This window comes from Massilia sp. Root335 (assembly GCF_001425685.1).
Classification (GTDB): domain Bacteria; phylum Pseudomonadota; class Gammaproteobacteria; order Burkholderiales; family Burkholderiaceae_D; genus Telluria; species Telluria luteola.
The window spans coordinates 310-12560 of the sequence record NZ_LMCY01000031.1; the positions used below are offsets into that span (position 1 = coordinate 310).

The following is a 12251-nucleotide window of genomic DNA, read 5'->3' on the forward strand; positions in this document are numbered from 1 at the left end:
TGCCGCCGCTGACGGCGACGTCGCCCGCGCTGCCGTTCCAGCTGAAGGTCGCGCCGGGGTCTTCGCTGAAGGTGAACGTGATCGTGGCGGTGTCGCCGGCGTGCAGTGACGCCTTGTCGCTGCTGATCGCCAGCGTCGGGGCCTTGGTGTCGTAGCCGAAGGTCGCGGCCGTGCCGGCGTTGCCATTGTTGCCGGCCGCGTCGGCGTAGGATGCGCCGGTCACGCCGACGCTGGCCGAGCCGTTGTCGACGTTCGCGTTCGGCGTGAAGGTCGCGGTGCGGGTGAGGCCGCTGCCGCTGATGGCGGACAGCGTACCGCCGCTGACAGTGACGTCGCCCGCGCTGCCATCCCACGTAAAGGTCGCGCCGGGGTCTTCGCTGAACATGAACGTGATCGTCGCGGTCTCGCCGGCTTTCAGGCCGGCGGTGTTGCTCATGACCGAGACCGTGGGCGCACCCGTATCGATCGTCATGAGCAGACCGGAGGACGCCGTGCCGACGTTGCCGGCGGCGTCCGTGGCTGCGGCGGTGATCACGTGGACGCCGTCCGTCAGCGTCGACGCCGTGATGGAATAATTGCCGCCGGTGGCGGTACCGCTGCCGACGAGGGTGGCGCCGTCGTACAGCTTGACCGTCGAACCGGCCTCTGCGGTGCCGGTGAACGTCGGGGTCGTATTCTTCGTCACGTTGTCGCTGCTGGACGTGCCCGTGTCGGTGCCGGCGGTGAGGTCCGGCGTCGAGGGCGCGCCGGGCGCGGTCGTGTCGATGACGATTGCGCTGTTCGCGCCCAGCGAACCGATGCCAGCTGGCGTGGGCAGCGTCAGCGTCGCGTCAGTGCCGCCGGTGCTGGCCTTGATGGTGCCGCCGTTCAGTGCCAGGGCCGCGGTGCTGAGGTAGTCGAGGTCGGGGGTCGTGTCGCCGGCCTGGACGGTGTAGTCGAAGACCAGCGTAGTCGTGCCGCTGCCGCTCGCGTAAGAGACGACCCGGTCGGTCGTACCTGTTTCCAGCGTCAGCGTCGGCGAACCGGTGACGGCGATCTGCTGGTCGAACCCGACATCGATATGGATCACATCCCCGACCTTGTAGCTGCCGTTCGCGGTGGACGAGGAGACAAAGGCAACCGCGGGTGGCGCGGACGAGATGCTCCCGATCGAGATGCTGTCGAGCAAGAGGTAATCGATCTTGCCACTGCCGGCGGTCACCTTCAGCGTCTTGACTTCCGCCCCGCCCAGGCCAATCGACTTGACACCCGAACCATCCGGGTACAGCGTGTAGGTTACGTCCGAGCCAACCTGGTGGCCGCTGGCGTCATACCCTCTGATGACCAGGTTCTCGGTCGTATGGGAAGTCGAATAACTCCAGTTGGCAAACGCGATGGCCGTGGGCGCGAAGAGTTGCCCTCCAACGAAAGAGAAGGTCAGCGAGCTCTCGAGAGCCGTCGCACCGGCAAAAACGGCGCCGGGGTAACTCGTGTAGGCCGATACGGCAGTGGCTGCGCCGTCGATCTTGAGCTGGTACGCGGCATTGTTGTTGACACGGTACACGACGTCCGTGCTGGCCGAACGATTGTCCGATGGATCCACGACACCGGGCGCGAAGTACGCCGTGTGGTCGAACTCGAGCGTCCCCGGACTGATGCTCAACACGGCCCGATACAGCGCCGCCGCATGCGCATCGATCGCGGGCGCCGTCTCGATATTCCCACTGCTCACTTCCAGGTTCCAGTTACCGCCCAGCGCCGCGGCGCCGGTCAGGTCGTTCGACGCTGCCACGTCGGCCCCCGTCGCGATTGCCAGCCGGTCCACGAAACCGGCATCGGCGCCGACGTTGCAGCCGTACAGCAGGATGTCGCCGCCCGCGCTCATGCCCTGGCGGATGGCCTGCAGATCGTCCTTGTGCGTATCCAGGCTGCCCGCATCGAGGATCAGGCTGCCGAGCTCCACTGCGCCCGCCTGGCCGTGCGCGAAGACGTGCACGGCGTCGATGCCGCTCTTGCCTGCGAGCGCCTGCGCGATCTGGTGCAGGCCGTCCGCCTTCGAATCCAGGATCACGACTTCCTTGTCGCGCCCGATCCCGCCCAGCAACGTACCGATGTCGGGCACGTCGTCCTCGATGAAGACGATTTCCTTGCGCGGCGTGGCGACCGCCAGTGCGGCATCTTCCAGGCCGGCCGCCTGGAGTTCCGGCACGCCCGGCGCGACGCCGGACGCAATATGCAGCTCGCCAACTCCGGCATCGTAGTCATTCGGTGTCATGACGGCTCTCCTTGTTGTGCGGGCTGGACGGCGATGACGTTGGCGGCGCTGCCGGCCTTGTCATTCCAAAAAGACATCTGGTTGAACCTGTCGAACAGGTCGGGCGGGATGACGGTCGGGCGCGGGGAGAATTTCACCTGCGACTTCACCTTGTGCAGCCCGGGCGCGCCGAGCTGCGCGTCGAATTCCTCGGCGTCGTACTCGACGTTGTCGAAGTCGTGCTCGAAGTACGGTTCGCCGAGGAACTCGTAGACCAGGCGCATGACCTTGGCGGGTGCGCGGGCCAGCAATTCGTAATCGACCACCAGCAGCGAGGACGCGTGCTCGCCATAAAACGCGTCGCGCAGCGCGGACCAGGCGTGGCCCACCGTCTGGTCGTGCTGGGCCAATCCTTCCAGCCGGCTGTACACGGTGCCGCGCGCGCCGGCCGCGCCGAACAGGCGCGTGTGCTCGTACGGATTGGCGCGGTACATGCGCTCGAAGCTGTCCATGATCCAGGCGACGTTGCGCACGCAGGCGATGACCTTCGCCTGCGGGAACAGGTCGTGCACGAGCGGCATCTTCGCGCACCAGCTGCGGTTCGTGTCGAACACGATGTCCCGGTCGACGTCCGCGTAATACGTATCGAACAGCCCGCGCAGCAACGCCCGGCGCTTGTCGCGGCCGACCACCGGCGCGAACTCGCTGCCGGCGCTGACCTGGCCCAGCACGGCGCTGCACAGCGAGCCGACAGGGCTCGTCATGCCGGCGTGGAAGCGGGGATTTTGCAGGAGGATGCCCGACAACAGCGTCGAACCCGACCGGGGCAACCCGGAAATGAAGTGAAAAGTCTGGGGCATCTTGGCACCGCTCGGGACACGGCCAACTGTTGATACCCAGAAATAATGAACCAGATTTATTACCGAATCAACCGATTACGGAAAATGGTTAACCGCCGGAGGCCAAACCCGCAACAATTCTCCGCCGTTCCAGCTCGGCCATCAAACGGCCGACTTCCTGCTCGACCGACGACTCGGCGCTGTCGACCAGCACCTCCGGCGCGGCCGGCTCTTCGTAAGGCGACGAAATACCGGTAAATTCCGGCAGCAGGCCCGCGCGCGCCTTGCGGTACAGGCCCTTCGGGTCGCGCGCCTCGCACACGGCGAGCGGGCAGCGGCAATGGACTTCGATGAAATACGGCGCCGGGATCAGGGCCCGGGCCCGGGCGCGGTCGGCCTGCAGCGGAGAAATGGCGGAGACGATCACGATCTGGCCGGCCTCGTAGAACAGGCGCGCCACTTCGCCGATGCGGCGGATGTTTTCGGAACGTTCAGTGAGGGAAAAACCGAGGTCGGCGCACAGCCCGTGCCGGACCGTGTCGCCGTCCAGCACGAACACGCCGCAGCCGCGTGCGAACAGGGCATGCTCGGCAGCCTGGGCCAGCGTCGTCTTGCCGGCGCCGGACAGCCCGGTGATCCAGACCACGGCGCCGCCGTGGCCGGCACGCCGCCGTCGCTCTTCGGCACCGATGGGTGTCAGAACGGCGGGCGGCGTCATGGCAACTTACTCGACGATCGTCTGCGCCTGGCCTTCGCCGCGCGCGCGGATCTCGCCGATGCGGTAGACGGTCTCGCCGGCCGCCTGCAGCTGCGCCATCGCGGCGTCGGCATTTTCCCTGGACACGATCACCGTCATGCCGATGCCGCAGTTGAACACGCGGTGCATCTCCGCATCGGCCACGCCGCCGTGCTGCTGCAGCCACTGGAACAACGGCGGCAGGGTCCACGATTTCGCGTCCAGCACGGCCGTCAGGTTATCGGCCAGCACGCGCGGGATGTTTTCCACGAGGCCGCCGCCGGTGATGTGCACGAGGCCCTTCACTTCCATCGCCTGCATCAGCGCCAGCAGGGGCTTGACGTAGATGCGGGTCGGCTGCATCAGGGCGTCGGACAGGGTGCGGCCGTGGAAGTCGGCTTCCAGGTCCGGCTTGGACACCTCGATGATCTTGCGCACCAGCGAGTAGCCGTTCGAGTGGATGCCCGACGACGCCAGGCCCAGCACGACGTCGCCCGGGGCGATCCTGGTGCCGTCGATGATCTGCGATTTTTCCACCGCGCCGACGGCGAAGCCGGCCAGGTCGTATTCGCCGTCCGGGTACATGCTCGGCATCTCGGCCGTCTCGCCGCCGATCAGGGCGCAGCCGGCCTGTTCGCAGCCTTGGGCGATGCCTTTCACGACGGCGGTCGCGGTCGGCACGTCCAGCTTGCCGCAGGCGAAGTAATCGAGGAAGAACAGCGGCTCGGCGCCCTGCACGAGGATGTCGTTGACGCTCATGGCGACGAGGTCGATGCCGACCGTGTCGTGGCGGTTCAGTTCGAAAGCCAGTTTCAGTTTGGTGCCGACGCCGTCGGTGCCGGACACGAGGACCGGTTCCTTGAACTTCTTGCTGATTTCAAACAGCGCACCGAAACCGCCGATGCCGCCGAGCACGCCTTCGCGCATGGTGCGCTTGGCAAATGGTTTGATCGCTTCGACCAGGGCGTCGCCGGCATCGATATCGACACCAGCGTCGCGGTAGGAGAGAGAAACATTAGATGGTTGGCTCATGGTATTTGGCAGCGGAGGCGGTAAAATAGTAGGCGGTTGACAACTGGACATTAGACAGCTTCATCGGTCAGCTGCCAGTCGGTCAATCCATTATTTTATCAAAACGGCCTGCCCCGGCGCCGTTTTAACGGTCAGAACAACAATTACATGCCTTTTTCCCTCAGCCCGGAGCAAAAACAGTCAGCATTCTGGTTGGCACTCTGGCTGGCGTGCGGCCTGCTGCTGTACGCCCTCGGGCCCATCCTCACACCGTTCATCGCCGCCGCCATCCTCGCCTACGCCCTGAACGGCGCGGTGGACAGTCTCGAACGCACGCGCCTGGGCGCGTTTCACCTGCCCCGCCCGCTCGCGGTCGTGGTCGTGATCCTGGCGTTCCTGGCGGCCGTCGGCGCCCTGATCCTGATCGTCGTACCGGTGCTGCGCACGGAACTCCCGCTGCTGCAGGCCCAGATCCCGGATGCACTGGCCCGCATCGACACCGTACTGACGCCGCGCCTGGCGCAGCTGGGCATCCACATCAAGCTCGACGGCAGCAGCCTGCGCACCATCCTCACGCAGCAGATCATGACCTCCAGCGACGAGATCTGGACGACGGTGCTCGCCTCGGCCCGCGTGGGCGGCAGCGCCCTGCTCGGCTGGGTCGCGACGGCGATCCTGATTCCCGTCGTGCTGTTCTACCTGCTGCTGGACTGGCACCGCCTGCTGCTGCAACTGGAGAACGCCGTGCCGCGCCGCTGGGTGAATCCGACCGTGGGCATGGCGCGGGAAGTCAACGCCCTGCTGGCCCAGTACCTGCGCGGGCAGCTGCTCGTGATGCTCGTGCTGGCCCTGTATTACTCGGCGGCGCTGGCGCTGGCCGGCTTCGAGGTGGCGCTGCCGGTCGGTATCCTGACGGGGCTGCTCGTGTTCATCCCCTACCTCGGGTATGGCCTGGGCCTCGTGCTGGCGCTGACGGCCGCCATCCTGCAATATTCCGACTGGAGCGGCGTGATCGCCGTGGCCGTGATCTATGGCGCGGGCCAGATCATCGAAGGCTTTTTTCTCACGCCGCGCCTCGTGGGGGAGCGCATCGGGCTGAATCCGCTGGCCGTGATCTTCGCCCTGCTCGCCTTCGGCCAGCTGTTCGGCTTCGTCGGCGTGCTGCTGGCGCTGCCCGCATCGGCGGTGCTGATGGTGGCGTTCCGTCACCTGAAACGCCACTATCTGCGCAGCAGCTTTTATAATGGCTGATTCCTACGCACACGACACTATGAGAACCAAGCCATGAAACAGCTGGTGCTCGATTTGGGCGCCGAGCCGGCGCAAAGCCTCGACACCTTCCAGATAGGCGAAAATGCCGAAATGGCGCACCTGATGCACCAGTTCGCGCAGCGCGCATCGCGCGAGCATTTCTGCTATCTGTGGGGAGAGACGGGCGCCGGCAAGACGCACCTGCTGCAAGGCCTCGCCGCCACCGATGGGGCGCGCTACATCGCCGCCGGCGCCGGCGCGGACGCATTCGTATTGACGGCGGACGTATCCCTGTACCTCGTCGACGACATCGACCAGCTCTCGCCCGAACGCCAGATCGACGCCTTCGCCCTGTTCAACCAGGTGCGCGAGCATGGCGCCTACATGGTGTGCACCGGGCCGGTGCCGCCGGCCGTGCTGCCCGTGCGCGAAGACCTGCGCACCCGCATGGGCTGGGGCCTCGTGTACCAGATCCACGGCCTGTCCGACGACCAGAAGATCGCCGCCCTCACGCAGGCCGCCGAGGCCCGTGGTTTGACGCTGTCGGCCAGCGTGTTACCCTATCTGCTGTCCCATTTCAAGCGCGACATGCGCTCCCTGTCGACCATGCTGGATGCGCTCGACCAGTACTCGCTCGAGACCCAGCGTCCGGTCACGGTGCCGCTGCTGCGCGATCTCTTGCTTCAGGGCAATCCCGGCAGTCCCCACTCCGAACCGAAAGAATGAACGACCTCGCGCTGTTTGACCTCGACCACACCCTCCTGCCGATCGATTCCGACTACGAATGGGGCCAGTTCCTCGTGCGTGAGAAAGTCGTCGACGCGGCCGAACACCAGCGCCGCAACGACGCCTTCTTCGCGCAGTACAACGCCGGCACGCTCGACCCGGTCGAATACCTCGAATTCGCCCTCGGCACGCTGGCCGGCTTCGACCCGGCCCGCCTGAAGGACCTGCAGGCGCAGTACATGCGCGACGTGGTCAAGCCGGCGATCCGTCCCAGGGCCCTCGACCTCGTACGCAAGCACCAGGACGCGGGCGACCTGGTGGCGATCATCACCGCGACCAACGCCTTCGTCACCGCGCCGATCGCGCGCGAATTCGGCGTGGAGCACCTGATCGCCGCGCGCCCCGAACTGGACGAGCGCGGCCACCCGACCGGCAAGCTGGCCGGCACGCCCACGCAGGGCCACGGCAAGGTGGTGCACATGCACGCGTGGCTGGAAGGCCTGGGCCGCCCGTTCGACAGCTTCGGGCGCAGCTGGTTCTACAGCGATTCGCACAACGACATCCCGCTGCTGTCGGTCGTCTCCCATCCGGTGGCGACCAACCCGAGCGACAAACTGAACCAACACGCAACCGCCCTCGGCTGGACCTTACTGCACCTGTTCAATGATTAAAAAATTCATCCGCAAAATCCTGGGCGTCAAAGACGAGCGCGACCCCACCGAACCCGTGATCCTCGGGCCGGAGCAGCACGGCATCGATCCGAAGCTCGTATCGAACAACGCGGTGCGCGTCACGCAGGCCCTGCAGGAAGCCGGCTTCAAGGCGTTCGTCGTCGGCGGCGCCGTGCGCGACCTGCTGCTGGGCGTGAAGCCGAAGGACTTCGACATCGCCACCGACGCCACGCCCGAGGAAGTCAAGAAGCTGTTCCGCCGCGCCTTCATCATCGGCCGCCGCTTCCAGATCGTGCACGTGATGTTCGGCCAGGACCTGCTCGAGGTGACCACCTTCCGCGGCAAGGGCAGCGACAACGCGCCCAAGGACGAACATGGCCGCGTCCTGCGCGACAACAACTTCGGCCCGCAGCACGAAGACGCCGAGCGGCGCGACTTCACGATCAACGCCATGTACTACGACCCCGCCACGCAGACGGTGCTCGACTACCACGGCGGCATCGAAGACATCCGCGCCAAGGTCCTGCGCATCATCGGCCAGCCGGAAGCGCGCTACCGCGAAGATCCGGTCCGCATGCTGCGCGTGGTGCGCTTCGCGGCGAAGCTGGGGTTCACGATCGAACCGGCGACGCGCGCGCCCATCCCCGTGATGGCGCCCCTGATCAACAACGTGCCGGCCGCGCGCGTGTTCGACGAAATGCTCAAGCTCCTGATGAGCGGCCAGGCGCTGGCCTGCCTCAAGGAGCTGCGTTCGTCCGGCCTGCACCACGGCCTGCTGCCGCTGCTGGACGTCGTGCTGGAGCAGCCGATCGGCATGAAGTTCGTGACGCTGGCCCTCGAATCGACCGATACGCGCATCAAGGCCGGCAAGGGCGTGTCGCCGGGCTTCCTGTTCGCGTCGCTGCTGTGGCACCAGGTGCTGGAAAAGTGGAACGCCTACCGCGCGGCCGGCGAAGCGCCGATCCCCGCGCTGCACCTGGCCGCGGACGATGTGCTCGACAACCAGACCGACAACCTGGCCCTGCAGCGCCGCATCGCGACCGACATGCGCGACATCTGGGCCATGCAGCCGCGCTTCGAACGCCGCAACGGCAAGTCGCCCTATAAACTGCTGGAGCACCCGCGCTTCCGCGCCGGCTTCGACTTCCTGCTGCTGCGCTGCGAATCGGGCGAGCTCGATGCGGAGATCGGCAACTGGTGGGCGACGTTCTACGCCGGCGACGTCGCCGAGCGCGAACGCCTGATCAACACCGCGAAGGACACCCAGCCGGCCGCCCAGAAGAAGCGCCCGCGCCGCCGCGGCCCGCGCCGCGCGGACGGCGAAGCGGGCGCCCCGGCGGACGCAGGCTCGAACGCACAGGCCGCGAGCGGCGAATGATCGCCTGGGTCGGCATCGGCGCCAACCTGGGCGACGCGCGCGCGAACGTCCTCGACGCCATCGACCGCCTGGCGCGCCTGCCGGGCGCGCGCCTCGTGCAAACGTCGTCGCTGTACCGCACGGCCCCCATCGATTCTTCCGGCGACGACTACGTCAACGCCGTCGCCGCGCTGGCCACCGATCTCGATGCGCACGCGCTGCTGCGGGCGCTGTTCGCCATCGAGCAGGCGCACGGCCGCGAGCGCCCCTACCGCAACGCGCCGCGCACGCTGGACCTCGACCTGCTGCTGTACGGCGACGCCGTCATCGACGACGCGCCGGCCCTGATCGTGCCGCACCCGCGCATGCACGAGCGTGCGTTCGTGCTGGCGCCGCTGGCCGAAGTCGCGCCCGGTCTCGTCATCCCGGGCCGCGGTGCCGTGAGCGCGCTGCTCGCGGCCGCCGGCGACCAGGGCGTCGGAAAACTGACCTGGCCGTAGGGTGGGCACCCTGTGCCCACGCGGATGCCGGCGACTTGCAAACGTTCGCGTGGGCACGGAGTGCCCACCCTACGTTAGAACCGCAGCGCCAGGTACACGCCGGCGACGGCCAGCGTCACCAGCGTGACCGGCACGCCGACGCGCGCGTGGCGCCGCCAGTCGATGACGATGCCGCGCCGCGCGGCCGCGTCGACGACGATGATGTTCGCGATGCTCCCGACGATCAGCAGGTTGCCCGCCAGCGTGCTGACGAGCGCCAGCATCACGCCGCCCAGCGGGTGGTGCACGACCGGCATCAGGAGCATCACGGCGGGCACGTTCGAGACCAGGTTGGACAGCACGAACGTGGCGCCGAACAACGATCCCGGCTGGTCGAGCCGCACGCCGAGCGACGCGAGCCAGGCGATCGCGTGCTCCGTGAATCCCGTGCCCTGGAACGCGGCGTTCACGACGAAGAGGCTCATGAACAGCACCAGCAGCTCCCAGTCCACGAGTCCCAGCATGTTGCGGGAACGGAGCTGGCGGCTCATCAACAGGACGCCCGCGCCGATCAGCGCCATGTGCTCGCGCGGCCATGGCGCGACGAGGAACGCCACCAGCAGCGCGCCGGCGATGATGAGGCCCTTGGCCGTCTGCCACGCATCGAAGGGGATGTTGCCGTCCTGTGGCGCCGCGTCGGCCGCGCTTTCTTCCCACCGTCCCTTTGTCTGCCACGCGATCAGCGCCCAGCTGGCGGCGAGGCCCAGCGCGACCGGGAGGATCGCGTCGAGGAAGTAACCGTCGAACGACAGCCGCATCGTCTGGCCGATCAGCATGTTCTGCGGATTGCCGATCAGGGTCGCGGCGGAACCGATGTTGGACGCGCACGCCAGCGCCAGCAGGAACGGGACCGGCGCGAGCCCGCGCCGCCGGCACGCATCGACGAGCAGCGGCGCCATCGCCAGGCAGACGATGTCGTTGCTGAACACGGCCGACAGCGCCGCGGAGACGACGATGAGCACGCCCAAGAGGCTGGCGGGGCCCAACGCCAGCCCGGCCAGTCTATGCGTGACCCAGTCGTAGAAGCCGCCGAGGCGCATCTGCGCCGAGACCACCATGAAGGCGAACAGCAGGGCCATCGTCGGCAAGTGGATCGATGCCACCGCCTGCTCCAGGCTCAGCGCGTTGATGCTGATGAGCGCAATGGCGCCGAGCAGCGCGACGCCGGTCCGGTCGAGCCGCAGGAACGGCAGGCCGCCGAGGATCATGCCGAGATAGACGATGAGGAAGATAATGAGGATGCTCGTGGCCATTGGGTGACGAAGTCTGTCGCTGCCGTTTTCAGGTAAGATCGCGCATCTTAACAAACCGAACCGGGCACGCCTGTGACCGCATGCTTGCCCGACGCGCGTGTCCACGTCGGGGCGATCCTCCGGCTTTTTTGATTTGGTAAAGGAATACTATGAGCGCTTATTTGGGCGGAAGCTCGACGAACGAAGCTCCGGCACGCAAGGCCGTGACACTGCCGGCCCTGATGGCAATGCGCGCCGCCGGCGAGAAGATCGCCATGCTCACCTGCTACGACGCCAGCTTCGCATCGCTGATGGACCGCTGCGGCGTGGACGTGCTGCTGATCGGCGACTCGCTGGGCATGGTGTGCGCCGGCCACGACTCCACGCTGCCCGTGACGGTGGCGGACGTCGCCTACCACACGGCGTCCGTCGTGCGCGGCCGCAAGCATGCCTTCGTCCTGGCCGACCTGCCGTTCGGCAGCTACGGCACCCTGCAGCAGGCCTACGACAGCTGCGCCGCCCTGATGCGCGCGGGCGCCCAGATGATCAAGATCGAGGGCGGCGCCTGGCTGGCCGAGACCGTGCGTTTTCTCACCGAGCGCGGCATCCCGGTCTGCGCCCACATCGGCCTGACCCCGCAATTCGTCCACCAGCTGGGCGGCTACCGGGTGCAGGGCAAGACGGACGAAGGCGCCGACCAGCTCAAGCGCGACGCCCAGGCGCTGCAGGACGCCGGCGCGGCGATGGTGCTGCTGGAAGCGGTGCCGGCGGCGCTGGGCAAGGAAGTGACGGGCCTCCTGCACGTGCCGACCATCGGCATCGGCGCGGGTCCGGACTGCTCGGGCCAGGTGCTCGTGATGCACGACCTGCTGGGCGTCTTCCCGGGCCGCAAGGCGCGCTTCGTGAAGAACTTCATGGACGGCCAGACGAGCATTGACGCGGCCGTCGGCGCCTACGTGGCAGCCGTGAAGGACGGCAGCTTTCCGGCGCAGGAACACTGCTTCTGACCTGCCGAGGCATGGACGCGCAGCCAGACACCACCCGCCTGTTCCTGGCCCTGTGGCCGGACGCCGCCGTGCGTGAGCAGTTGCGCGCGTGGCGCGACGCCTGGACCTGGCCGCGCGGCGCGGCGCCCGTCCACACCGATAAGCTGCACGTGACCCTGCACTTCCTCGGCAACCTGCCGGCCGCGCGGCTGCCGGAACTGCTGGACGGTTTGACGGTGCCGTTCGCGCCGTTCAACCTGCGGCTGGGCCGCGCCGCGTCGTGGCACAACGGGATCGCCGTGCTGGAGCCGGACAGCACGCCGCAGGGATTGCTGGACCTGCATGCGCGCCTGTCCGAGGCGTTGCTGGCGCTGGGCCTGGTGCCGGAAGCACGCGCGTACCGGCCGCACGTGACGATGGCGCGGCGGGCCAATGGCGCGGGCATGCCGCAGTCCGGACCGGAAATCGATTGGGCGATCACGCATTACGCCCTCGTCGAATCCCGCCCCGGCGGATACACCGTGTTAAAAGAATACGCGTAGGGTGGGCACCCCGTGCCCACGTGTGACGTTTGCGTCCACGCGGCGTCACGCGTGGGCGGAGGCCGTGTTTGGCACAGAGACATAGTGGACACTTGTCCAGAGACATAGGTGACACCTTTTATCATCAT

12 protein-coding genes are annotated in these 12251 nt (G+C 67.2%); 7 read left to right on the forward strand and 5 right to left on the reverse strand.

Features of this window, described 5'->3' with window-relative positions; translation table 11 throughout:
• The 4 genes from ASC93_RS17340 to purM form a co-directional block, all read right to left on the reverse strand.
• Window positions 1–2254, reverse strand: a 2254-nt coding sequence (locus ASC93_RS17340; protein ID WP_200958356.1) for a DUF4347 domain-containing protein, incomplete at its 3' end; no start/stop codon positions are given.
• Complete coding sequence (locus tag ASC93_RS17345) at window positions 2251–3093, reverse strand: sulfotransferase (protein ID WP_056444861.1); 843 nt, start codon at window positions 3091–3093, stop codon at window positions 2251–2253. The genes ASC93_RS17340 and ASC93_RS17345, both read right to left, overlap by 4 nt.
• Window positions 3094–3181: 88 nt before the next feature.
• Window positions 3182–3790 carry an adenylyl-sulfate kinase gene (gene cysC, locus ASC93_RS17350; RefSeq protein WP_056444862.1) on the reverse strand — a complete coding sequence of 203 codons (609 nt, stop codon included), beginning with the start codon at window positions 3788–3790 and terminating at the stop codon, window positions 3182–3184.
• Window positions 3791–3796: 6 nt separating this feature from the next.
• On the reverse strand, window positions 3797–4840 hold the full coding sequence (gene purM, locus ASC93_RS17355; RefSeq protein ID WP_056444867.1) for a phosphoribosylformylglycinamidine cyclo-ligase: 1044 nt from the start codon (window positions 4838–4840) through the stop codon (window positions 3797–3799).
• Between the two features lie 147 nt (window positions 4841–4987).
• Here purM and ASC93_RS17360 point away from each other — a divergent pair, with 147 nt between their 5' ends.
• The 5 genes from ASC93_RS17360 to folK are packed head-to-tail and all read left to right on the forward strand — an operon-like array spanning window position 4988 to window position 9324.
• Window positions 4988–6070 (forward strand): AI-2E family transporter, encoded by a 1083-nt coding sequence (locus ASC93_RS17360; RefSeq protein WP_056444871.1) that lies wholly within the window; start codon window positions 4988–4990, stop codon window positions 6068–6070.
• Window positions 6071–6103: 33 nt separating this feature from the next.
• A complete protein-coding gene (hda, locus tag ASC93_RS17365; RefSeq protein ID WP_056444874.1) occupies window positions 6104–6796 on the forward strand; it encodes a DnaA regulatory inactivator Hda in 693 nt (230 codons plus the stop codon).
• Complete coding sequence (locus tag ASC93_RS17370) at window positions 6793–7467, forward strand: HAD family phosphatase (RefSeq protein WP_056444877.1); 675 nt, start codon at window positions 6793–6795, stop codon at window positions 7465–7467. Before hda ends, ASC93_RS17370 begins: the two co-directional genes overlap by 4 nt.
• Entirely contained in the window at window positions 7460–8845 is a 1386-nt protein-coding gene (pcnB, locus tag ASC93_RS17375) for a polynucleotide adenylyltransferase PcnB (RefSeq protein ID WP_056444880.1), read from the forward strand. Before ASC93_RS17370 ends, pcnB begins: the two co-directional genes overlap by 8 nt.
• Window positions 8842–9324, forward strand: a complete 483-nt coding sequence (gene folK, locus ASC93_RS17380) for a 2-amino-4-hydroxy-6-hydroxymethyldihydropteridine diphosphokinase (RefSeq protein ID WP_056444881.1) — start codon at window positions 8842–8844, stop codon at window positions 9322–9324. The genes pcnB and folK overlap by 4 nt, the downstream gene beginning before the upstream one ends.
• A gap of 74 nt (window positions 9325–9398) precedes the next feature.
• Here folK and ASC93_RS17385 read toward each other — a convergent pair whose 3' ends face one another.
• Window positions 9399–10616, reverse strand: coding sequence for an anion transporter (locus ASC93_RS17385; RefSeq protein ID WP_056444883.1), 1218 nt, complete (start codon window positions 10614–10616; stop codon window positions 9399–9401).
• 149 nt (window positions 10617–10765) lie between these two features.
• Between ASC93_RS17385 and panB the strand changes: the two genes are divergently transcribed.
• A complete protein-coding gene (gene panB, locus ASC93_RS17390) occupies window positions 10766–11602 on the forward strand; it encodes a 3-methyl-2-oxobutanoate hydroxymethyltransferase (protein ID WP_056444886.1) in 837 nt (278 codons plus the stop codon).
• 11 nt (window positions 11603–11613) lie between these two features.
• The gene (gene thpR / locus ASC93_RS17395; RefSeq protein ID WP_056444889.1) at window positions 11614–12123 is read left to right on the forward strand and encodes an RNA 2',3'-cyclic phosphodiesterase; all 510 of its coding nucleotides are present in this window, start codon (window positions 11614–11616) and stop codon (window positions 12121–12123) included.
• Window positions 12124–12251 lie beyond the last annotated feature (128 nt).